This is a genomic window from Pedobacter sp. BMA (assembly GCF_001027745.1).
Taxonomy (GTDB): domain Bacteria; phylum Bacteroidota; class Bacteroidia; order Sphingobacteriales; family Sphingobacteriaceae; genus Pedobacter.
This window is the reverse complement of the sequence record NZ_LECU01000005.1, coordinates 24025-47115: the sequence shown is the minus strand read 5'-3', so window position 1 is coordinate 47115 and position 23091 is coordinate 24025. Positions and strand designations below refer to the sequence as shown.

Genomic DNA, 23091 nt, shown 5'->3' with positions numbered 1-23091 from the left:
CATGAACAATTTATTGAAGGTAATTTGCCTTTTCCTTATTTTTAGCAATGCGTCAGTTTTCGGACAAAAAATTCCTTTCGGTAAAAATTCCTTTATCGATTACAAAGCCGAAAAAGGGACTTTTGATGTGTCTGTAAACGGAAAACAGGTACTGAAAGATGGTTATTCTGAAGTGCTGGTCAACAATGAAATGATCAGCTCCCGTGATTTCAATCGGCGCACAATTGTGAAAAAGACTTTTAAGAATGATACCGGAACCGGTCAGCAGTATCAGTTTACGGGCAGAAGCAAATCCGGAGTGACTTTCATCCAATCGATTTTTGCATACTCCAACCATCAATTTTTCGTGATTAAAGTTTCCATTTCGGGTACGGCTTTAAGCAGCAACCAAATGTTTCCCCTTAAAGGAAAGTTAACTGCTGCTGATGATTTTACGAATCAAACGGGTTTAATGGTTCCTTTTGATAACGATACCTTCATCAGTTACCAGGCGAACTTGCTCAGCATGGAAAAAGAGCATGTCAGTTCGGAAGTTACTTCTGTTTATGATAACCGTACCAGAAAAGGTTATGTGATCGGTACTTTGAACCATGACCAGTGGAAAACCGCTTTGAAGACTCGTCTGCCCGTCCCGCAGCACCTAGAACTGGCCGTTGAATGTGGATATACCAGCTACGAGCTTACACGCGACCGATCAGCACATGGCTACCTGAAAGGAAATTCAATTTCTTCCTCAGGCATTCTTTTTGGCTATTTCGACGACTGGCGTACAGGTATGGAAAGCTATGCCAAAACCGTTCGTGAAACTGAAAAGCCAATTGTGGCGAACTGGACAGGAGCTACACCTGTAGGCTGGAATAGCTGGGGTGTAATGCAAGAAAAGCTCTCCTACGAAAAGGTAACTCAGGTGGTGGATTTTTTTGCCGAAAACCTGAAAAGCTTCCGCATGGGCAATGTCGCCTACATCGATCTGGATTCATACTGGGATAACCTGCTTAAAGGAAATGATTATTCGGCATTAAAGAAGTTTGCTGATTACTGTAAAAGCAAGGGTTTAAAGCCCGGCATTTATTGGGCACCGTTTACAGACTGGGGCTTTCAGGGCGGAGCAAACCGAAAAGCACCCGGCAGTGATTTTACTTTTGGCGAAATGTGGACGAAAGTGGAGGGTGGTTTCCATGATTTTGATGGTGCAAGAGCCTTGGATCCGACACATCCGGGCACACAAAAAAGAATTTGGTCAGTCATTTCAAATCTCAAAGCCTGTGGGTTTGAAATGATTAAAATAGACTTTTTGGGTCATGCAGCAGTAGAATCTACCCAGTTTTATAATCCAAAGGTTAGCACAGGCATGCAGGCCTATAGGGTTGGAATGGAATATTTGCTGCAATGCCTGGATAACAAAATGCTGATTTATGCCGCCATATCGCCAAGTGTAGCTTCCGGCAGGTATGTTCAGGTGAGGCGGATCGCCTGCGATGCTTTCAAGAGCATTAAAGATACTGAATACACCTTAAACAGTGTAACTAACGGCTGGTGGCAAACTTATCTGTATCATTATATCGATGCAGACCATGTTGTTCTGGGCAATGAAGGCGAGGCTGCAAATATTTCACGAACGCTATCAGCCATAGTAACCGGAACTTTAATTGTTGGGGATGATTTCTCAGCCAACGGACCATGGAAAGCCAATGCCCAAAAGCTGTTTCAGGATCAGGATTTGCTTCAGATTATTCGTGATGGGAAAGCTTTTAAACCGGTGGACGGCAACCGGGGCAAGAGTGCATCAAACCAGTTTATAAAAGAACAGGGCAAGGTGAGGTATGTGGCACTTTTCAACTATGGAAACCGCTCTGCTATAGCACCTATCGATTATTCCAGGTTAGGCATTGATGAAAAATCGATTGTATCCATCGAAGATCTGATAAGCCATCAACCCATCAACCCCATAAACTATCATCAGCAAGCACTCCAGCCAGCTCAGGCAACCATGCTTAAAATCACATTAAAATAAATACACACCAATGAAAGCAATTATTATATCTACATTCAAGCATCAAATCCTGTTACTCGGTTTGTTTGGTATTGGCCAGGCAGGACTTGCACAGGAAATCATCAGCATTGAAACCGCCCATAACGCGATGGTACTCGAAGCCGTGAAAGGCAAGGATGTAAACACCATTTATTTCGGTGAAAAGTTGCATTCGCCTGCCGAATACGCTCAGGTAAATGCTGCCTATAAACAAACAACAGAATACACGGGTCAGTTAAATGCAGCTTATACGCCTTCTGGCTCGCGTAACCTGGCCGAACCGGCTATCAGTGTAACGCACGCTGACGGGAACAAAAGCCTGAACCTGAATTTCGTTCAACAGCAAGCTGAAGATATCAACGACAATGTTCGTTTAACTACACTTACCTTAAAAGATCCGGTATACAACTTCACGGTTAAACTGTTTTATAAGAGTTTCTTTAAGGAAGATGTAATTGAACAATGGACCGAAATCAGTCACAGTGAAAAAGGTGCGGTTACTTTAGAAAAGTTCGCTTCCGCAAATCTATACCTGAAGGGTAAAAGTTATTTTCTGAAACAATACCATGGCGATTGGGCAAAGGAGATGCAGCCTGAAGAAAGCCGCCTTACCCACGGTATTAAAACGCTGGATAGCAAACTGGGTACCCGGGCAAACTTGTTTCAGCCTTCTGGGTTTATGGTTTCACTCAACGCTCCGGCAACTGAAACCCAGGGTGATGTTTTATACGGCGCAATGGAGTGGAGTGGTAATTTCCGTGTAGATCTCGAACTGGATTATCAGGATAACCTTCGGATTATTGCCGGTATAAACAATTATGCATCCAACTTTAAGCTCAAGGCTAACCAACCTTTTGTTACACCGAAATTTCTCTATACTTTCTCAACCAAAGGTAAAGGCGACGCTAGCCGGAAATTGCAAAGCTGGGCGCGCAACTACCAACTTCTGGATGGTAAAGGCGACCGCTTAACCTTGCTAAACAACTGGGAAGCCACCTATTTTGATTTCAATGAACAGAAACTGGCCGGGTTACTGAAAGATACCAAAACCCTTGGCGTAGATATGTTTTTACTGGATGATGGCTGGTTCGCCAATAAATATCCACGTAATGATGATCATGCAGGGTTAGGCGACTGGCAGGAGAATAAACAGAAACTGCCCAACGGAATCAGTTCACTGGTAAAAGAAGCCGGTCAGAATGATGTGAAATTCGGCATCTGGATAGAACCGGAAATGGTGAATCCCAAAAGCGAACTCTATGAAAAACATCCCGATTGGGTGGTGAAGCAACCTAAAAGGGACGAATATTACTTCCGGAATCAACTGGTACTGGATTTGGCTAATCCAAAAGTACAGGACTTTGTATTTGGCATTGTAGACGGTCTTTTTACCAAGAATCCGTCTCTTGCTTATATCAAATGGGACTGCAATGCAGTTATTTATAATGCCTATTCTTCCCATTTAAAGGATCAGGCCGCTTTTTACATCGAATACGTGCAGGGCTTATACAAGGTTCTGGAAAGGATCAGGGCAAAGTATCCTAAAGTTCCGATGATGCTTTGCTCGGGCGGAGGTGGAAGGGTAGATTATGCGGCGCTTAAATATTTTACTGAATTCTGGCCAAGCGATAATACCGATCCCCTCGAACGTATTTTCATTCAGTGGGAGTATTCCTATTTTTATCCGGCTATCGCCAGCTCCAACCATGTTACCGATTGGGGTAAGCAGCCAATTAAATTCCGCACCGATGTAGCCATGATGGGGAAACTGGGTTTCGATATTGTGGTAAGTAAACTGCCGGAAAATGACCTTAAGTTTTGCCAGCTTGCGATTAAAAATTATAATGAAATCAAGCAAACCATCTGGCAAGGCGAGCAATATCGCCTGGCAAATCCTGCTGAAGGCAGCGTTGCCTCCATGTTGTTTGTCAGCGCAGACCAATCTGCTGCGGTCACTTTTAACTACCTGGTGAATAGCCGTTACGATGAAGGCAGTAAATTGCCAATCAGGATGCAGGGACTGAACCCTGATAAAAAATACCGTTTAACCGAAATCAACTTGTATCCGGGTACTCAGTCAAGCATCGATTCCAAGACGATTTACAGTGGTGATTTTTTGATGAAAGTGGGTTTCAATCCAAATGTTAAAGCAGACCGAACCAGTGTAGTGATTAAAGTGGAGGAGGTTAAATCATGATCAGAATTAAATTAGCATTAGTTTGCCTGTTGTTTTGCTCCTATACTGCATCGCAGGCGAAAGTTACGCTGCCCGCCTTTTTCAGTTCAAATATGGTATTGCAGCAAAAAGCTGAAATCAATATGGAGGGAAAGGCAAATCCAGGTGATCTGATAATGCTGGCCTGTTCCTGGGATCAAAAAAAATATGCGCAGCGTACAGATAAAGCCGGGAACTTTAAGATCAGAATTAAAACACCTGCTTATGGAGGGCCATATATCATGGTGCTTTCTGCAGCCGGCACAGCAATAAAATTTGATAACGTACTGATTGGTGATGTGTGGTTGTGCTCAGGGCAGTCGAACATGGAAATGCCATTGGCCGGCTGGGGGAAAATCAGCAATTACCAATCGGAAATCGCTGCTGCAAACTATCCCAACATCAGGTTACTGCAGGTAAACCACACTACAGCTAATTTTCCAACGTATGATCTCAGTGTTCAGAATGGAGGATGGAATGTGTGCTCCCCGACTAATGTGCCGGAATTTTCATCGACTGCATATTTCTTTGCCAGAGAAGTGTATAAACAAACCGGAATTCCGATAGGGTTAATTCACAGTTCCTGGGGTGGTACTGTAGCTGAAGCGTGGACCAGTGCTAAAACCATATCGCAATTTCCCGACTTTAAAACCGCACTTGCCCAGGTTCAGCAAAAGAATGGTGATGAAGACTATTTAAAACAAATTACTGCCTGGAATGAAGCCTTAAAATTGCAGGATAAAGGGATTAAATCAGGTACAGCAGTTTGGGCAGGTAAAAATATCGGTGATGCCGGATGGAAAGAGATGACCTTGCCCGCGTTTTTTGACGCCAAAGAAAATCCTGGTTTTGATGGCGTAGTCTGGTTTAGAAAGAAAATTACGATACCCCAGAGCTGGACAGGTCAGGAGCTGATTTTATCGCTGGGAACGATAGATGATAATGATATCACTTTTTTCGACGGGCAGGAAATCGGCAGATCGGAGGGCTACGATCGTGAACGTAAATACCGGGTGCCCAAAGAAAGGGTTTCACCCGGCGACCATTTCATAACCGTACGTGTTTTCGACGGCGGCGGGGGCGGTGGTATTTACGGTGAGCCCTCAAACCTTTTTATTCAGGGTGCTGGTGAAAAAGTGAGTATAAATGGTTTGTGGAAATATCAAACCGGTGTCGATTTAAAAGATTTGAAACCCATACCTCAGGCTAACTCGGGTGCCAACAGACCAACAGTGCTATACAACGCCATGATTCACCCTTTTATTTCATTCGCTATCAAAGGCGTTATCTGGTATCAGGGAGAAGCCAATGCCATCCGCGCTGTTCAATATGAAACCCTTTTTCCTGCATTGATTCAGGATTGGAGAACGCAGTTTAAAAACCCAACGTTACCCTTCTACTTTGCTCAGCTGGCTGGCTATGGTAGGGGGGAAGGTGACGAAACCTCCTGGCCAATGCTTCGTAATGCTCAGCTCAAAACACTGGCATTGCCACACACGGGCATGGCCGTAACCATTGATATCGGGGAGGAAGCTGATATTCATCCGAAAAACAAACAGGATGTTGGCAAAAGGCTAGCCTTGATTGCGCTAGCTAAAACCTATCATAAACCTGTAGAGTACTCCGGCCCGGTTTATCAATCATTGGTTCAGCAAAACAACGAGTTGATCTTAACCTTTGGATTCAATAATGGTATTCAGGCAAAGTCGGGCAGTTTAAAAGGCTTTCTTATTGCCGGAGCTGACCAGGTGTTTTATCCGGCAACAGCCAGTATCAAAAACGGACATGTTCATCTGCAGAGCGATCAGGTTGCAAAACCGGTAGCAGTAAAATATTCATGGGCAAATTACCCGAATGGAAATTTAACCAACCAATCAGGACTTCCCGCTGGTCCGTTTCGGACAACTCTATAGTATTGATTTTGCCATTAATACCATAAATTAATATATCATGTTAACGGAGGATTTTTAAAGCAAATCTATCTGTTCGCAGGAAGCTGATGAACACGATTAATTGCTCTATATCCGATAAATGAAATGAGGCCTATGGTTACCCCCACGATTATTGCTGCTTTGAATGGTGACATGATAAGATAACGCATAACAGAATATTTTGTTTGACCTAAATTTTAACACATTCGAGATGATGGTTGCATTTTCAAATGTTACCATCCTTTAGGTTTTCCGGTAGGTTGGTAATACCGTCGCGGATAATACCCATGCATATTCTTTGCACATTGTATGCACATTCCTTGCACATTGTTTGGGTAAATGCAGCGAAAACGCAGTGTATACCCATTTAAACCCGCTTTTTGCTGCTTAAATTGCTTTAAACCCATCGCCAGGGCACTTTTATAAAACCATAGCTTGATGGTCGCTGCTCCGGTCCGAGGTAAATAAAATCAATAATTATTTGCGAAACCAAATAGTTGCATATATATTTGCAACTGAATAGTTTCATATACTTTAATTAATAACCGATGAGGCGAGATATTTTCCAGGCGATAGCTGATCCAACAAGGCGCGCTATCATTACATTGATTGCGATCCAGGCGATGACGCCGAATGCCATCGCTGAAAACTTTAATTCCACGAGACAGGCTATTTCAAAACATCTGCGCATCCTCACAGAGTGCGAAATTGTTAAACAGGAGCAACAAGGCAGAGAGATCTATTATTCCCTTGAAGTAGAAAAGATGAAAGAGATTGACAAATGGCTGGAACAGTTCAGAAACATCTGGGAAACTAATTTCAATCAACTGGATGTGTTATTAGCAAACATGAAAAAACAATCTAAAAAATAAAAATATGAAAACCGATTTATTATTTGATTTTACCGTTGACAAGGCCACAAAAACGGTATCGATCACCAGAGAGTTTGCAGCAGCACTCCCTTTGGTATGGGATGCATTTACGAAAAAGGAATTGCTGGATCAGTGGCAGGCACCTAAACCCTGGTCGGCCAGAACAAAATACATGGATTTCAAATTAGGTGGGAAAAGATTTTACGCCATGATAAGTCCGGAGGGCATGGAGCGTTGGGCACTTCAGGAGTACACATCCATTAGCCCTAAAACCAATTTCAGGTTGTATAACGCTTTTGCAGATGCAAACGAGAATCCAGAGTTACCAGGTTCTGACTGGGATCATACTTTTAGTGAAGTGGAGGGCGTTACAAAAGTAACTATCATCATCGTAAACGAGTCGCTTGAGCGTTTGGAAAAAATGATTGAAATGGGCTTCGAAACAGGTTTTAAAATGAGTATCGACAACCTGGAAAAATTACTGGCTTCATTATCTTAATTTGTAGCTCAGTTTCTTTAAATAAAAAACCCCACATACTCAAAGATGTGGGGTTTTCTGTATGATTTATTATTGTTGAAAAGCAATTCTATAAAGAACCGGTCAAACATTAGTCAACTCTTCCAGGATATTCTTTCAGCGCAATTTCAAGGCAATCCATTGCGCTATTTAAATCATCGGTATTTAATACGTAGGCCATGCGAACCTCGTTTTTTCCTGAACCAGGGGTTGAATAAAACCCGGTAGCCGGTGCCATCATTACCGTTTGGTTGTTGTGGTTGAATTCTTCTAAAATCCACTGGCAAAACTTATCTGCATCATCAATCGGAAATTTAGCCACTACATAAAAAGCACCTCCAGGGTTAGGGCAAAATACACCATTGATGTTATTTAATCTCCCTACGAGCGTATCACGGCGTAAAGTGTATTCCGTATTTACTTTCTCAAAATAGCTATCCGGGGTATCTACTGCTGCAGCTCCCGCAATCTGTTCAACCATTCCGGGGCTTAACCTGGCCTGTGCAAACTTCAAACCTGAAGCTATAACGGCCTTGTTTTTGGTAATTAAACAGCCTAAACGGGCACCACATGCACTATAACGTTTAGAAACCGTGTCCATAATCACTACATTTTCATCTAAGCCATCCAAATGCATTGGTGAGATAAATTCGCGTCCATCATAACAGAATTCACGATAAGCCTCGTCTGAGAATAGAAAAAGGTCATACTTTAAGCATAAACTTTTCAAAGCATCCAATTCTTCTTTGGAGTACAGGTATCCTGTCGGGTTATTTGGATTGCAGATAATAATTGCCTTCGTTTTTTCTGTTATCAGTTTCTCGAATTCAGCAATAGGAGGAAGCGCAAAGCCATTTTCAATATAAGATAGGATGGGTTTTACAACGACATTACTCATGCAGGCAAAGCCGTTATAATTGGCGTAAAATGGTTCAGGGATGATGATTTCATCACCTTCGTTTACACAAGTCTGCATGGCGATGGTAATCGCTTCAGAACCACCAACGGTCACCAGGATGTTTTCAGGTGTAATGTTATAACCCAGCTTATTGTAATATTCTGTAAGCTTTAATCTATAAGCCAGAGTACCTTCTGATGGTGTATAAGCCCAAACATTGAAATCAATGTTCTTAATGGCATCCAGCATGATTTCGGGTGTTTCAATATCGGGCTGACCAATATTTAGATGAAAAACCTTTTTTCCGTCCTGTTTAGCTTTGTCGGCAAATGGAGTGAGTTTTCTGATTGGCGAAGCAGGCATCTGCAGGCCTTTTTGTGAAATTTGTGGCATGGTGCAAAAATAAAAAAGTCCCGATGAAAATCGGGACTTTTTGAATATTGTTGTTCAAATAATTACTTAGATGACGAAGCAGGAGCTGAAACGGTTTCACCTTTAATGTAAAGCACTTTAATTGGTGTTTTAGCATTTGAAGAAATGGTTACTGCTTTCGAAAAGGTAGACGGGCCAGCCGCTGCATTAAACGTTACCGAAATAACACCAGTTTCACCTTTTTTAAGTGGAGTAGAGGTATATTTTGGAACTGTACAGCCACAGCTTGCTTCAGCTTTGCTGATAATTAATGGCTCGTCGCCAATATTAGTGTACTTAAAATCAAAAGTTACAGGTTTGTTTAAGACAATTTTACCGAAATCATGTGTTTCAGCCTCAAACTTGAATTCAGCAGGTTTAGTCTGCGCGTTTACGGCAACACTTAAACCCAATACAAAAGCGAATAATACTAAGATCTTTTTCATGTTATGTGATGGTTATTATATTTAAAATTCTTAAAACAAATTTATTGTTTTATCATCTAAAACAAAAACTATTCCATTAATATTTTACCAGTCCATATATAATTTTACAAAGCTTCATAAAGGCAAACTTTTAATTTTATATATATTTGCCAAAACCAATATTGATTACGATGCAGAATGAAAAAATAGTTACCAATGCCATTGATGCTTCTGAATTAAGTTTTAACGACTTTAAGTCTATTGTGCTAAACGACTACAAGATAGCGTATGAGAGTAGACAGGCGAGTGTTTTAGGGCGTAGGGAAGTATTAACGGGAAAGGCGAAGTTTGGGATATTCGGTGATGGTAAAGAGGTTCCTCAGATCGCCATGGCCAAAGCATTCAAGGCTGGTGACTGGCGTTCTGGATACTATCGTGATCAAACATTTGCTTTTGCAACGGGCATCTCAACTATTAAGGAATTTTTTGCTCAGCTGTACGCCAATCCAACTGAAGGCGCTGATCCTTTTTCAGGCGGGCGGCAGATGAACTGCCACTTCGCCACCAAATCGGTAAATGAAGATGGTAGCTGGAATGACCTTACAAAAATTAAAAACTGTTCTTCAGATATTTCTCCTACAGGCGGTCAGATGGCCCGCCTGGTAGGGCTCGCTTATGCATCAAAGCTATATCGCGAAAATAAAGAGTTAGAATATTTAAAGCACTTTTCTGTTGAAGGTAATGAAGTTGCCTTTGGTACCATTGGTAATGCATCAACTTCGGAGGGTGTATTTTTCGAAGCCATCAATGCTGCCGGTGTTTTACAGATTCCTATGGCGATCTCCATTTGGGATGATGCTTATGGCATCTCTGTTCCGGCCAGGTACCAAACCACTAAAGAGGATATCTCTGAGGTTTTAAAAGGCTTTCAGCGTGACGAAAAGAACGCCGGATATGAAATTTATAAGGTTAAGGGCTGGGATTATCCGGCTTTATGCGAGGTGTATGAAAGGGCGATTCACGTTTGTCGTGAAAAACATGTGCCGGTACTGATTCATGTTACCGAACTCACTCAGCCTCAAGGACATTCCACTTCCGGATCGCATGAACGCTACAAATCTAAAGACCGCCTAACCTGGGAAACCGAGCACGACTGTATTGTGAAAATGCGTGAGTGGATGCTGGAATCGGCAATAGCAACCGAGGATGAAATTGCAGCTGTAGAAAAAAACGCGAAAATATTCGTTCGCAACGCGCAAAAGGAAGCCTGGAATGAATTCTTAGATAGCATAAAGCCAGAGCATAAACAGGTTGTCGATTTCATTAGTGCGATGACTGCACAACAACCTGAATTGGCAAAAATAGCTACAGGTTTAGCTGCTACTGCTGACGCACAACGTAAAGATGTAATTGTTGCGGCCCGTAAAGCCATTCGTTTGTCTGCAAAGTTCGCTACGCCTGAAAGAGCGGCGCTCCTTGAATGGTATAAAGCCCAGCAAGAATTGAATCATGAACGTTATAGCTCGAAATTGCATACTGATGGCAATGACAGACCGGCAATGATTCCTGTTGTAGCGCCTGCTTATGACGATCAGTCTAAAATGATCGATGGCAGGGAAATCCTGAACGCCTGCTTTAATGAGAATTTTTCACGAGATTTACGGTTAGTTGCATTTGGGGAGGATTTAGGAAATATTGGAGATGTTAACCAGGGTTTTGCCGGCTTGCAGGCGAAATTTGGAGAACTCAGGATTACCGATACCGGGATCCGTGAAATGACCATCATGGGGCAGGGAATAGGTTTGGCCCTTCGCGGCTTAAAACCAATTGCTGAAATCCAGTATCTCGACTACCTGATTTTTGCGCTGAACGTGTTGAGTGATGATCTTGCATCGTTGGCTTACCGGACAAAAGGAATACAAAAAGCACCGGTTATTGTGCGCACACGTGGACATCGCCTCGAAGGGATATGGCATTCTGGTTCACCAATTGCCATGTTGCTTGGCTCGCTCAGGGGAATGCATTTATGTGTGCCCAGAAATATGACTCAGGCTGCAGGAATGTATAATACACTGTTTAGGGCTGATGAACCCGCAGTTGTAATTGAATGCTTAAATGGCTACCGCTTAAAAGAAAAGCTGCCGACAAATGTTGGAGAATTTACCGTACCCCTTGGCATAGCTGAAGTAGTGGAAGAAGGAACTGACATTACAGTTGTTTCATACGGTTCGACTTTAAGAGTGGTTCAGGAAGCTGCGGAAGAGTTATTGCTCATGGGTATTTCAGTGGAAATTGTTGATCCGCAAACCCTTTTACCATTTGATACCACCGCAGTTTGTGTGGCGTCGCTTGCCAAAACCAATAAACTACTTGTGGTGGATGAAGATGTTCCTGGTGGCGCTTCTGCCTATATTCTGCAAAACATTCTGGAAACGCAAAAAGGTTATTTTCATCTTGACGGGCAGCCCAGAACGTTGTCTGCTAAAGCTCACAGGCCTCCATTCGGTTCGGATGGCGACTATTTTAGCAAACCTTCTGTAGATGATGTTATTGAAACCATTTATAAGATGATGCACGATGCAAACCCTGCCAGGTTCCCCGCTATATTTTAAGTTCTTAATGCCATTTTCAATCAGGTAAAAATACGGTTACTTTGTAATCGGAATTTTATATACATTTATACTTTGTCCCTAAAGTGTATATGATGTTTAAATTTAACCGGATTTGGAGGTTTTGCCTTCCAAAGGCTCCGATTTGCGATTCCTATCCAGCTGACTTTCACAGATCTTTGCGTTTTTAGTCATGAGTTGCTCATCGTCAGGCCCCTGTGTAATTCGTTTTGTGTTACCTGATAAAGGCTGGATTTTATTATTTTTCATTGCCTTTTCATTCAAGGTTTCCCTTGCCCAACAACGCTATGTCGTTTCTCAGGCAAAGTTAGATAGTGCTCTACGACTGGATAATCAGTATGTAAAACGCGATTCTATAAAGCTTAAAATTTTAGAAACCATTTACCGCCAGTATATTGGTTTAAAGAAAAGAGAAGCTGCAGATAGCTACATTGATAAAGTAATTGAACTTGCACACGAAAAAAATCTAAAGAAATTTTCAGCATACGCTTTTTACAGGCGTGCATTGGGATTTCATGGCCGTTCGAGTTATTTGAAGGCTGAAGAGAATTACAATAAAGCTTTAGCTGATTTTTCGGCAATCGGAAACCTCGACATGGTTGGCGGAATAAACCTCAATCTGGGGGCATTGTATTCTAGTATTCCCGATTATGTTAAATCTCTGGATGTTAATCAGAAGGCGATTGCAATATATGAGAAGTTAGGCAATGAAGAAGATATGGCGAGTTGCTACACGAATGTTTCAACTGTGTATCAGCATATGGGCAATCAGAGTCAGGCTGTATATTACCTCAGTAAAGCATTAAAGGTTTTTCAAAAGGATAAGGATAATCTTCGCGGGGTTTCGGTAGTGTATGAAGCAATAGGTACCAATTATTTCCATGCTTCGGATAAGGAACTTGCCGAAATGAATATGATGCCTGCGCAAAAAAATAAGCTGGCTCTCGACTATTTTACTAAAGCATTAAGGGTAGCCGAAGATATAAAAGATCAGGGTTTAATCGCAACCTGCAAAAGCGATATCGGTGATCTCTACCGATCTCTAGGGAAGAAAGAGGGTGCTATTAAAGCGTACAGGGAATCGTTAGCAATCAATAAAGATGGCGAGAACCAGGATGGATATGCCTCCAGCTTATACGCTTTGGGTGATTTTTATCAGGAGGAAAATAATACAGAAGAAGCCATTAAACTACTTTCCGAGTGTTTAAAAATTGCCGAGGACAATAGCCTTTTGGAGAATGAAAAGCAGGCTGCATTAAGTTTGAGCCGTGTTTATGAAAAACTTAAAGACTATAACCGGTCGCTCATTTATTTCAGGCAGTATGTTACTGTGAGGGATAAAATTGTTGATCAGGATAAGAAACGGGAAATTATTAAGCGTCAGTTAGAACTGGATTTTAGTGTGAAAGAGAATGACTACCTGATGAAACAACGCATATCAGAAGGTGAACTTAAAAGGCAAAAGCAGCAGCTGGAATTGCGGCGGCAACAGCTGGTTCTGGCAGATAAAGAGAAAGCTTTGGATCTGCTTTCCTTCCAAAAGGCTAAGCTTGCGTTAGACCTACAACACCTTGCTCAGGAAAATAAGTTGCAAAAGGAAACCAATGAGGCCCGGTTCGCTGCGTCCGAAAAAGATAAAAAAATCTTTTCTCAAAACCAGCAGATAAAAATTGACTGGAAGATCAAGGTGTTTTTAACCACCGCTGCTACGTTGATATTCATCATTGCCTTGCTGATATATCTTAGTCAACGGAAAACCAACAGACTAAATAAAATCATAAATACCCAAAAAAGAGAACTTGAACAACTCAGTAAAGTAAAAGACAGAATATTCAGTGTCGTAAGTCATGATATGCGTACACCTGTTAATTCATTAATTGCCTTTATCCAGCTCTTGGAAGAAGGTGATATAGAAAGAGAAAAGCTACGCCGTTACGCGGCAACCCTTAAAAATAACTTAAGTTATACTTCTTCAATGATGGAGAATTTACTTAACTGGGCTGCAAGCCAGATGCAGGGTTTCAACCCCTATTTGCAGCAGTTGGATTTGCATGAGCTCAGCACGGATGTAAGCAATACTTTGGCAGCTACGGCGCACGAAAAGAACATCTCGCTTATCAACACAGTACCTCAACAAACCTTTTGCAAGGCAGACCTTAACATGCTTGCGCTTGTCATCAGAAACCTGATTACTAATGCCATTAAGTTTACACCAAACGGAGGAGTGGTGGAGATCAGCGTGAAAAGTATGGCCACGCAAATCAATCTTAAGATAGCGGATACCGGTATAGGATTAACGGAGAAGCAGATTACACATTTTAATAAGCCAGGTTATCTTGGGGCAGGTATAAGTACACCAGGTACCAATAAGGAAAAGGGAACGGGGCTGGGCTTACTGCTATGCCGAACCTTCATCGGCTTAATGGATGGTAAGGTATCAGCACACGTCAATGATGGCGTTGGAAGTAATTTTGTTATTGAGCTTAAAAGATAGTTTACTTCATAAATCTGGATAAGATTTTCTTATCAATAGATTTCTCCAGCAGCTCCTGTCGGTTTGCAGCACTAATCGGAACCACAAAATTATGGTTCAGATGTACCTCATGATTCGTAAGCGTAGCAATATGATTGATATTGATAATGTATTGCTTATGAACACGTGAAAAAAGGGCAGATGGCAGCTGTTTTTCCAGATTTTTCAAGCTTACCAGAATAATGTGCTTATCGTCATGAGTAAACAATTTTGAAAAATCGCCCATGCTTTCAATGTAAATCACATCGTCATACCTGAGTTTGGTAATGCCTTTTGTTTCTCTAAAGAAGAAGTAATCATCTTTTAGCTCGTAGTCGCCGTTTGCTTTTTCGGAATGCCTTTCTGCATTCTTTTTTAGCTCGATATATTCGATAGCTTTATTCGTTGCTTTTAATATCCGGTCGAAAGAAGCTGGTTTAACAATGAAATCTATTGCATCCAGATTAAAGCCCTCAACTGCATATTCGCTATACGAAGTGATAAAAATAAACTGGGGTTTGTTTTTGAGGCTTTTGAGTAAATCCATTCCTGATAAGTCTGGCATATCAATGTCAGAAAAAACAATGTCAATCGGTGTTGATGATAATACCTGAGAAGCTTCGATGCCATTGGCACAGTTAGCTACAATGTTTAGGGATGGAATTTTCTTTAGCTGGAACTCAATTAAGTCTCTTTCTATTTCATTATCATCGACGATCAGGCAATTGTAGCTCATTTTTTAAAAACAAATATTTGGAACTCCCAAATGTAATATTAAAACGTCACTTAGTATGCGTCAGCAAGACAAATCTTCAAAATATAGCCGTTTTATTTGTAAAATAACTCAATTGCTACTTTTTATGTTTTTTATCACCGGTATAAAGTTGCTCTCCGGCCTTTATTTCCAGTTCTAAGTCGTTCTCCTGAGGCGGAACAGGACATCTATAACCGTCGCTGTATGCACAATATGGATTATAAGCTTTATTAAAATCCACTTCAATCTTGTTATCGGCTATTTCTTTTGAGCTGAGGTCAATGTACCTTCCGCCGCCGTAGGTCTCTTTGGTATTGGTTTCGTCTGTAAAAGGAAGAAATAACAGATCTTTGTACTTCGGATTGCCGGATAAGGCTACGTTTTTATACAAGGTCATGCTTACAGCTTTGCCATTCAAGATAAAACTAATCCTGGCATAGCGATAAAATTCTTTGCTCGTTCCATCGTAGGTCGGCATTTTAAAAACCTTTTCATTTTTTAAGATCTCCACATTTGCAGTAACCCTATAACTGCTGTCTGCATCATAAAAATGTAGGTTCGGAAGATCACTTTCTTTTAATGGCGCATAGCTGTCTTTAACAAAATCCTGTTTATAGTTTTCCCGGTGTTTTGAAATCTGATCTGTATGAGACTGTGCAAAGGAATTTAAACTAAAGAAAAGAAGTAGTATTGAAAGGATTTTCATATTACCATTTTTTATAGGCGACTTAATTTCAAATTACACTCGCTTTATTTCTTAAAAACTGATCTGCCAGAACCAAAGCCGCCATGGCTTCAACAATGACTACTGCCCTTGGTACCACACAAGGGTCGTGGCGGCCTTTTCCTTTAATTTCTGCAGCTTCACCTGCAGCATTAATGGTTTGCTGATTATGCATAATGGTAGCTACAGGTTTAAAAGCCACCTTGAAGGTGATATCCATTCCATTTGAAATGCCCCCTAAAATCCCGCCGGCAAAATTGGTTGTGGTTTTAAAAGTATTGGCTTCGCTTGCTTTTGGCAGGGGAATATCATTGTGCTGTGAACCTCTTAGTTCGCTTCCGGCGAATCCCGATCCATATTCAAAGCCGTGTACTGCATTAATACTTAACATGGCCTTGCCCAGGTCGGCATGAAGTTTATCAAAAACCGGTTCGCCCAAACCTGCAGGACAGCCTTTAATTACACAGCTCACTTTTCCACCCACTGTATCGCCGTCTTTCCTAACGGAATCAATAAATTCAATCATTTCATTTGCCGTAGCCGGATCGGCACAACGAACAATATTTTCCTCCCTGATATCCAATAGTGCAGTCAAATCATTGCTTTCCAGATTTGGGGCTTCTATTGTTCCAACAGCGGTAACATGGGCAAAAATTTCAATTCCTTGTTGTTTCAAAAAGAGTTTGGCAATTGCTCCGGCAGCTACACGTGCTGCTGTTTCGCGTGCCGATGAACGGCCACCACCGCGGTGATCGCGAATGCCATATTTTGCATCGTAAACATAATCTGCATGACTCGGGCGATAAACATCAACATTATGGCCGTAATCCTTTGAACGCTGGTCTTCATTTGGAATTAAAAGTGCTATTGGGGTTCCTGTACTTTTACCTTCGAATATACCCGATAATACCTGTACGGTATCGCTTTCTTTTCGCTGAGTGGTTATTTTCGATTGACCAGGTTTGCGCTTGTCCAGTTCAGATTGAACGAAATCCATATCGATGTCGAGCTGCGCTGGACAACCATCGATTATTACCCCAATGGCTACGCCATGAGATTCGCCAAAGGTCGTGATGCGAAATAGTTGCCCGAATGAGTTGCCTGCCATATAGTTAATGAATGAGTGTTAGATTGATTGAATAATTGAATGATCCGTTATTTTGAGATTTCATACCTGCTATTTAATGCTAACATCAAATCCCGCTTTCTTTAAATCTTCCCAGTAATGAGGATATGATTTTTCAACTACCTGCATTTCTTCAATCTCTACTTCATTGATTAATAGTGCAAGCGGGGCGAAAGCCATCGCCATACGGTGGTCCTCATAAGTTGCAATGGTAATTTTTTCAGGGAAATGAAGTTCATCTGTATTTAGGGTGTATACCAGATTGTCTTCAGTTAACGTCACACCGATTTTTGCCAGTTCATTTTGTAAAGCGGCAATACGGTCTGTTTCTTTAATTTTTAGGGTTTCTAAACCTGTAAAGGCCATGTTTTTTCCCAGAGCTGCTGCAATTACGATAATCGTTTGTGCCAGGTCAGGGCAGGTTTTTAAATCAAGGACCTGATTGGTTTCGAGTGATAAGCCTAAGTTACTGATGAAGATTCCTTTTTCAGTTTTATCTGTTGCAATTCCAAAAATCTTCATGATTTTCTGAATCCGGCTATCGCCCTGTAAACTTTTTTCTTTCAATGCAGGTAGGCTGATTTCGGCTTCATCGGCCAACGCTGCAATGCTGTACCAATAAGATGCGGCACTCCAGTCTGGCTCTACAATGAGATTACCTGGTTTAAATGCTTGAGGAGCAATTGAAATGGTATTACCGTTCCATTGGTGCTCAATGCCTACTTCAGCAAGCATATCAAGTGTCATATCAACATAAGGCTTAGAAGTAAGCTCTCCCTCAATTTCAAGGGCTAATCCTTGTGGCAATATGGGTGCAATCATCAGCAGGGCAGAAATATACTGGCTGCTCACATCGCCTTTGATTTTAACTTCAGAAGTTTTTTGGTCGAAAGGACCTGTAATATTTAAGGGAGGAAAGCCATCGCTTTCCGCATAGGAGATGTTTGCTCCGATTTTTTTCAAAGCTTCAGTAAGTATCCCAATTGGGCGCTGTTTCATACGCTCCGTACCTGTTAACAGGAAGTTCCCGTTTTTTGCAGAAAGATATGCCGAAAGGAAACGCATGGCAGTTCCGGCCGGACCAACATCTACGAGCTGAGAGTCCTGAGCAGGAGCTTCGGCCTCGTCTTTCAATGAATTTAAAATCCCATCGAGTGTTACCGTATCGGCTGCATTCGACAGGTTTTCAACTTTAACCAGTTTTTTACTCAGTGCACTGATGATCAATGCCCTGTTACATTCGCTTTTCGAACCTGTTAATTGGATTTCCGTATTAATAATCTTGTCGCCTTTAAAGGAGACTAAGGCATTTTTTGCCATTTTATTCTGTTTTTATGCGCTAAATCTAATGCCGGTTAAAATAAACGGCATTAGATGTACTTTTTTCAAATCTATTTGCCTACTTCAGTATGTTGTTCTGCAGCAATACCTTTTTCTGCTTTACCGGCATTCATGATTTCAGTTTGCTTGCGAATAGATTCGCCGTGTACCAATTCTAAGAATTTCTCTGTAAAGTTCAAATCTAGTTTTAAAGCTTTTGCAAAGGCATGGCCTTTTTGTATAATCGCATCCCAACGGTTAACTTGTAAAATAGTAACCTGATTATCGCGTTTGAATTCGCCGATTTTCTCTACGATAGACATACGTTCACCCAGTTTTTGCAATAAGATATCATCAATTTTATCAATTGATTTACGTAAGTCGGCCAGTTTATCAGCGAAAGCTTCGTTTGGTGCTTCAGGCTCACGAACGGTTAAGCGGTCAACAAGTTCTGCCAAAGCTGCCGGAGTAACCTGTTGTTTTGCATCTGTCCAGGCAACTGAAGGATCAACATGTGATTCGATCATCAGACCTTGCATATCTAAATCCAAAGCTTTTTGAGAAATATAAGGAATCAATTCGCGGTTTCCACAGATGTGGCTCGGATCGTTGATAATCGGAAGATCAGGGCAAAGTGTTTTTAACTGGATGGCCATTTCCCACATCGGTTCGTTACGGAAAGAGCTCTTCTCGAAAGATGAGAAACCACGGTGGATGGCACCAATTTTAGTGATTCCAGCGCCATTAATACGCTCTATAGCACCAATCCATAGCTGCAAATCCGGATTTACAGGATTTTTAATTAATACAGGAACATCATGACCTTTTAAAGCATCGGCAATTTCCTGCACAGTGAAAGGGTTTACTGTTGAACGTGCACCAATCCAGAGAATATCTACACCTGCAGCTAGAGCTTCTTCAACGTGTTTTGCATTTGCAACCTCAACTGCAGTAGGCAAACCAGTTTCTGCTTTTGCACGTTTCAACCACTCTAAACCAATACTTCCAATACCTTCAAATTCTCCCGGACGTGTACGTGGTTTCCAGATACCAGCTCTTAAAACCGATACTTTACCAGTAGCAGCCAATAAATGTGCTGTAGTTAATAATTGCTCTTCAGTTTCGGCGCTGCATGGGCCCGAGATAATTAATGGTTCGTTGTTAACGTTTAACCAGGTGTTTAGTGGTTGGATGTTTAAATTAAGTTTCATGATTATGGAATTGTAGTATTTTTAATTTTGTTAAACTTTATCGTTCTTTTGATATTCACCAAGGATGTTGAAGTTGGTGGTGTATTTTAATGCTTTCCGGATGGCCTTATCATACTTTTCTGTGCTGGGCCACTCAAGGTCAACGTAAAAGTAGTATTCGTTTCTTTTCCCAAGTACTGGCATAGATTGTATTTTTGTTAAGCTTACGTCTTGTTCAGCAAATACATTTAATACTGTGGCCAATGATCCGGCCTTATGGCCAACCTGAAAGCAAATCGACGATTTGTTGATTTTTTTTCCTTCATCAGTTTTCTCTTTTTTAAGGATCAGAAAACGGGTATAGTTTTTTTTATTTGACTCAACGCGACGCTCGAGAATGTTCAGTCCGTACAATTCAGCAGCTAAGCTATTGGCTATAGCCATGGTATCAGTAAGTTTCTCCTCCTGGATGCGTTTAGCACATGCCGCAGTATCATTACTTTCCACAATGTTGATGTGCGGGTAATCGTAAAAGAAATCAATGCACTGGCGGATCGCGATAGGATGGGAGGTTACCACCTTGATGTCTTCAAATTTCACGCCCGGCAGTGCCATCAGGTGTAGTTGAATTGGCAGGTAAACTTCACCCACAACAGAGAAGCCATAATCGCGGATTAATGTATAGTTAGGTAGTAAGCTTCCGGCAATGGAATTCTCTATGGCCATCACCACGAAGTCAGCCTCGTTTTTTTCCAGCTTATCGCAGGTTTCTTTAAAAGAATTACATTCAACAGTTTCGATCTCTTTTCCGAAGAACTTGTATGCTGCTTCTTCGTGAAAAGAAGCCTTAATACCCTGAATTGCTACTCGTTTTGTCGTGTCCATTTTTGTGTAAAACAAAAAAAGTCCCGGCTGTTTGCCGGGACTTTTTATACATTTAATATTTTTATATATCTTTTTGCATATTAGCCCCGGCTCTTACTAAAAAAGTAAAAGTAACCAAAGTAATATGTGTTGAATAATTTCATTTTCTGTTATTGAATGAGCCAAATGTAGTAACAAAATTTAATTTGTCAATAGGAAAATGAAAATATTTTAATTTTTTTTCATTTAGACTGTTTTAGGTCTCGGTACAGATTCTCGATTTACTGAATGTTTATGGGTTATTTTTTTACGGCTAATGAATAAGCTTGTTCAGCCTTTGAGTTTATTAGGCTTGATATATTCAAGGTTACGGTTTAATAATTTGAAGGTATGCATATATAAGGTATGGCAATTCATTGCGTGGCCTCATTGACTCGATAAGGTATAATATCCTCTGGTGAAAATTACATAAAATAATTTTGATATGTGTTTGTGTGTTAATTGAATTTGTTCTATATTTGCACCTCGTTAAATAAAAATTAAAAAACTAATATTTAAACAATGTACGCAATAGTAAATATAGCAGGGCAGCAATTTAAAGTTGCTAAAGACCAGCACCTTTTTGTACACAGATTGCAAGGAGATGAAGGCGCTAGTATTGAATTTGATAATGTATTGTTGGTTGATAATGGTGGTGCTATCACTGTAGGTGCTCCTGCAGTTAAAGGTGCTAAAGTTTCAGCTAAGATCGTATCTCATTTGAAAGGTGATAAAGTAATCGTTTTCCACAAGAAACGTAGAAAAGGTTACAAAAAGAAAAATGGTCACCGCCAGTTTTTCACTAAGATTCAGATCTCTGATATCACGTTATAATTAATTGTTAACCCAATAATTCGCTTTCTTTAGCGAGTTACAAAATATAAAATCATGGCACACAAAAAAGGAGCCGGTAGTTCGAAGAACGGACGTGAATCGCATAGTAAACGTTTAGGTATTAAAGTTTTCGGTGGTCAGTTAGCTATCGCAGGAAACATTATAGTACGTCAACGTGGTACAAAACACCACCCTGATAAAGGTGTTGGTATTGGTAAAGACCATACTTTATTCGCATTGGTTGATGGAACAGTTGTTTTCAGAAAGAAAGCTGACAACAAATCTTATGTTTCTATTCTTCCTTATGTTGAAACTGAAGTTGTAGCTGAGCCAGTTAAACAAGCACCAGTTGCAAAACAAGAAACTGAAGCTGTAGACGTTGCTGCTGAAGCACCTGCTAAAAAAGCACCAGCAAAAAAAGCTGTTAAAAAAGACGAAGCTACTGAAGAAGCTGCAGTTGCAGAGTAATTAGTAAGCCACAATCATTAAAAAGGGTATTCATTTATTTGGATACCCTTTTTTTGTTCGCACGAAGCTGAGAAAGCATTGCTGTATCAAAAATATATTGATGATGTCAAAGGCTTTATTTTCAGATTTTGATCAGGTGTAAGTGTCATACACCTGTCTGATCTCCGAACAACATCCGAAGGGGATGTGTTTCGCGAAATAAATTTCTTGTTTCTGAATTAAATATAAACTCACACAAGCTTAACCCAACAAGTAATAACAATAAAGACTGTCTCTAAAGGGACAGTCTTTTATTTTTGGTGCTATTTATCAAAATGGATGTTAGTATTCCCTTGCCATTAACTGATTGGTCAGAGTAAGCAGGTTTGATTTCCTTTCTTCACTTGCCGAAATTTGCTGAAAAACATTTAAAGCTTTGTCTAAATAACGGTTCATACTTTCTTTGGCGATATTCTGAATATCTAAAGTGTCGTACACCTGCCTTACTGTTTCAACTTTTTCTTTAATATCAAACTCTTTATAGGTGGTCCAGGTATCCAATGATTCTTTGACATCTCCCTCTGCCAGTTCAAATGCTTTTAACAATAAGAAAGTCTTTTTGTTGGCAATGATGTCGCCACCAACTTGTTTCCCGAATTTTTCAGGGTCAGCATACACATCCAGAATGTCGTCCTGTAATTGAAATGCTATGCCGATATTTTCTCCAAACTGATAGATCAAATCAGCTTCTTTTTCTGATGCACCGGCTATAATGGCTCCAAGCTTTAAAGCACCACCCAGCAGAACTGCTGTTTTTAGACGAATCATGTTGATGTATTCATCAATACTCACATCATCACGTTCTTCGAACTCCATATCCAGTTGCTGACCTTCGCAAACGCCCTGTGCAGTAGCGTTAAAAGTGTCTAATACATCCTTTAAAAAAACTGGGTTGACTTTGGCCAGATTTTTATTGGCTTCCACCATCATCACATCGCCACTTAAAATGGCAGTATTGATGCTCCATTTCTCATGTACCGTTTGTCTTCCCCTGCGTAATGGAGCATTGTCCATAATATCATCATGCACAAGTGTGAAGTTGTGAAAAACCTCAATGGCCATTGCCGCATGTATGGCTTCATGGGCATCTTTTCCAAATAGTTCCGTAGCCATCAAAACCAACAACGGACGAACACGTTTTCCTCCGAGATTGATGATGTAGGTAATCGGATCATAAAGTTGTTTGGGATGATCAGGAAACTTTAAATTTTGTATTGCTGTATCTAAAATCTGTTGTAGTTGTTCTGTTGTATGCATGCGTTGCTTAAACATTGTGAATTCGGGCACAAA

Annotated in this window: 18 protein-coding genes; 9 read left to right on the top strand and 9 right to left on the bottom strand. The window is 40.8% G+C overall.

The features are described 5' to 3' along the window. Position 1: 1 nt before the first annotated feature. The 5 genes from AB669_RS09745 (at position 2) to AB669_RS09725 (ending at position 7549) form a co-directional block, all read left to right on the top strand. On the top strand, positions 2-2014 hold the full coding sequence (locus AB669_RS09745; protein ID WP_047799131.1) for a hypothetical protein: 2013 nt from the start codon (positions 2-4) through the stop codon (positions 2012-2014). A gap of 10 nt (positions 2015-2024) precedes the next feature. Further along, complete coding sequence (locus AB669_RS09740) at positions 2025-4229, top strand: alpha-galactosidase (RefSeq protein WP_047799130.1); 2205 nt, start codon at positions 2025-2027, stop codon at positions 4227-4229. Next, positions 4226-6160, top strand: coding sequence for a sialate O-acetylesterase (locus tag AB669_RS09735; protein WP_047799129.1), 1935 nt, complete (start codon positions 4226-4228; stop codon positions 6158-6160). Before AB669_RS09740 ends, AB669_RS09735 begins: the two co-directional genes overlap by 4 nt. A gap of 566 nt (positions 6161-6726) precedes the next feature. Further along, positions 6727-7050 carry a helix-turn-helix transcriptional regulator gene (locus AB669_RS09730; protein WP_047799128.1) on the top strand — a complete coding sequence of 108 codons (324 nt, stop codon included), beginning with the start codon at positions 6727-6729 and terminating at the stop codon, positions 7048-7050. Between the two features lie 4 nt (positions 7051-7054). Continuing rightward, positions 7055-7549, top strand: coding sequence for an SRPBCC domain-containing protein (locus AB669_RS09725; RefSeq protein WP_047799127.1), 495 nt, complete (start codon positions 7055-7057; stop codon positions 7547-7549). 109 nt (positions 7550-7658) lie between these two features. On the opposite strand, the gene AB669_RS09720 is transcribed toward AB669_RS09725, so the two are convergent. Next, a complete protein-coding gene (locus tag AB669_RS09720) occupies positions 7659-8858 on the bottom strand; it encodes a pyridoxal phosphate-dependent aminotransferase (RefSeq protein WP_047799126.1) in 1200 nt (399 codons plus the stop codon). Positions 8859-8920: 62 nt separating this feature from the next. Beyond that, on the bottom strand, positions 8921-9322 hold the full coding sequence (locus AB669_RS09715; RefSeq protein WP_047799125.1) for a DUF1573 domain-containing protein: 402 nt from the start codon (positions 9320-9322) through the stop codon (positions 8921-8923). Between the two features lie 170 nt (positions 9323-9492). Between AB669_RS09715 and AB669_RS09710 the strand changes: the two genes are divergently transcribed. After that, positions 9493-11913 carry a thiamine pyrophosphate-dependent enzyme gene (locus AB669_RS09710; protein WP_047799124.1) on the top strand — a complete coding sequence of 807 codons (2421 nt, stop codon included), beginning with the start codon at positions 9493-9495 and terminating at the stop codon, positions 11911-11913. 190 nt (positions 11914-12103) lie between these two features. Beyond that, a complete protein-coding gene (locus AB669_RS09705) occupies positions 12104-14425 on the top strand; it encodes a tetratricopeptide repeat protein (RefSeq protein WP_047799123.1) in 2322 nt (773 codons plus the stop codon). 1 nt (position 14426) lies between these two features. On the opposite strand, the gene AB669_RS09700 is transcribed toward AB669_RS09705, so the two are convergent. The 6 genes from AB669_RS09700 to AB669_RS09675 form a co-directional block, all read right to left on the bottom strand. After that, positions 14427-15179, bottom strand: a complete 753-nt coding sequence (locus AB669_RS09700; protein ID WP_053058353.1) for a LytTR family DNA-binding domain-containing protein — start codon at positions 15177-15179, stop codon at positions 14427-14429. 115 nt (positions 15180-15294) lie between these two features. Then, positions 15295-15903 carry a DUF1684 domain-containing protein gene (locus tag AB669_RS09695; protein ID WP_047799122.1) on the bottom strand — a complete coding sequence of 203 codons (609 nt, stop codon included), beginning with the start codon at positions 15901-15903 and terminating at the stop codon, positions 15295-15297. 28 nt (positions 15904-15931) lie between these two features. Then, the gene (aroC, locus tag AB669_RS09690; protein WP_047799121.1) at positions 15932-17029 is read right to left on the bottom strand and encodes a chorismate synthase; all 1098 of its coding nucleotides are present in this window, start codon (positions 17027-17029) and stop codon (positions 15932-15934) included. Positions 17030-17098: 69 nt separating this feature from the next. Continuing rightward, the gene (aroA, locus tag AB669_RS09685) at positions 17099-18367 is read right to left on the bottom strand and encodes a 3-phosphoshikimate 1-carboxyvinyltransferase (RefSeq protein ID WP_047799120.1); all 1269 of its coding nucleotides are present in this window, start codon (positions 18365-18367) and stop codon (positions 17099-17101) included. 71 nt (positions 18368-18438) lie between these two features. Beyond that, positions 18439-19578, bottom strand: a complete 1140-nt coding sequence (locus tag AB669_RS09680; RefSeq protein WP_047799119.1) for a chorismate mutase — start codon at positions 19576-19578, stop codon at positions 18439-18441. Between the two features lie 30 nt (positions 19579-19608). Then, entirely contained in the window at positions 19609-20442 is an 834-nt protein-coding gene (locus tag AB669_RS09675) for a prephenate dehydratase (protein ID WP_047799118.1), read from the bottom strand. A gap of 540 nt (positions 20443-20982) precedes the next feature. On the opposite strand from AB669_RS09675, the gene rplU reads away from it, so the two are divergent. Both rplU and rpmA read left to right on the top strand, forming a co-directional pair. Beyond that, on the top strand, positions 20983-21294 hold the full coding sequence (gene rplU, locus AB669_RS09670; protein WP_039476071.1) for a 50S ribosomal protein L21: 312 nt from the start codon (positions 20983-20985) through the stop codon (positions 21292-21294). A gap of 54 nt (positions 21295-21348) precedes the next feature. Next, positions 21349-21762: a 50S ribosomal protein L27 gene (gene rpmA, locus AB669_RS21790; protein ID WP_082120644.1), complete on the top strand. Its 414-nt coding sequence runs from the start codon at positions 21349-21351 to the stop codon at positions 21760-21762. Between the two features lie 321 nt (positions 21763-22083). On the opposite strand, the gene AB669_RS09660 is transcribed toward rpmA, so the two are convergent. Next, entirely contained in the window at positions 22084-23058 is a 975-nt protein-coding gene (locus AB669_RS09660) for a polyprenyl synthetase family protein (protein WP_047799538.1), read from the bottom strand. Positions 23059-23091 lie beyond the last annotated feature (33 nt).

Excerpts from the sequence above, each read along its gene's own strand:
- AB669_RS09745 (WP_047799131.1), top strand. The coding sequence starts at position 2 with ATGAACAATTTATTGAAGGTAATTTGCCTTTTCCTTATTTTTAGCAAT.
- AB669_RS09740 (WP_047799130.1), top strand. The coding sequence starts at position 2,025 with ATGAAAGCAATTATTATATCTACATTCAAGCATCAAATCCTGTTACTC.
- AB669_RS09735 (WP_047799129.1), top strand. The coding sequence starts at position 4,226 with ATGATCAGAATTAAATTAGCATTAGTTTGCCTGTTGTTTTGCTCCTAT.
- AB669_RS09730 (WP_047799128.1), top strand. The coding sequence starts at position 6,727 with ATGAGGCGAGATATTTTCCAGGCGATAGCTGATCCAACAAGGCGCGCT.
- AB669_RS09725 (WP_047799127.1), top strand. The coding sequence starts at position 7,055 with ATGAAAACCGATTTATTATTTGATTTTACCGTTGACAAGGCCACAAAA.
- AB669_RS09720 (WP_047799126.1), bottom strand. The coding sequence starts at position 8,858 with ATGCCACAAATTTCACAAAAAGGCCTGCAGATGCCTGCTTCGCCAATC.
- AB669_RS09715 (WP_047799125.1), bottom strand. The coding sequence starts at position 9,322 with ATGAAAAAGATCTTAGTATTATTCGCTTTTGTATTGGGTTTAAGTGTT.
- AB669_RS09710 (WP_047799124.1), top strand. The coding sequence starts at position 9,493 with ATGCAGAATGAAAAAATAGTTACCAATGCCATTGATGCTTCTGAATTA.
- AB669_RS09705 (WP_047799123.1), top strand. The coding sequence starts at position 12,104 with ATGAGTTGCTCATCGTCAGGCCCCTGTGTAATTCGTTTTGTGTTACCT.
- AB669_RS09700 (WP_053058353.1), bottom strand. The coding sequence starts at position 15,179 with ATGAGCTACAATTGCCTGATCGTCGATGATAATGAAATAGAAAGAGAC.
- AB669_RS09695 (WP_047799122.1), bottom strand. The coding sequence starts at position 15,903 with ATGAAAATCCTTTCAATACTACTTCTTTTCTTTAGTTTAAATTCCTTT.
- aroC (WP_047799121.1), bottom strand. The coding sequence starts at position 17,029 with ATGGCAGGCAACTCATTCGGGCAACTATTTCGCATCACGACCTTTGGC.
- aroA (WP_047799120.1), bottom strand. The coding sequence starts at position 18,367 with ATGGCAAAAAATGCCTTAGTCTCCTTTAAAGGCGACAAGATTATTAAT.
- AB669_RS09680 (WP_047799119.1), bottom strand. The coding sequence starts at position 19,578 with ATGAAACTTAATTTAAACATCCAACCACTAAACACCTGGTTAAACGTT.
- AB669_RS09675 (WP_047799118.1), bottom strand. The coding sequence starts at position 20,442 with ATGGACACGACAAAACGAGTAGCAATTCAGGGTATTAAGGCTTCTTTT.
- rplU (WP_039476071.1), top strand. The coding sequence starts at position 20,983 with ATGTACGCAATAGTAAATATAGCAGGGCAGCAATTTAAAGTTGCTAAA.
- rpmA (WP_082120644.1), top strand. The coding sequence starts at position 21,349 with ATGGCACACAAAAAAGGAGCCGGTAGTTCGAAGAACGGACGTGAATCG.
- AB669_RS09660 (WP_047799538.1), bottom strand. The coding sequence starts at position 23,058 with ATGCATACAACAGAACAACTACAACAGATTTTAGATACAGCAATACAA.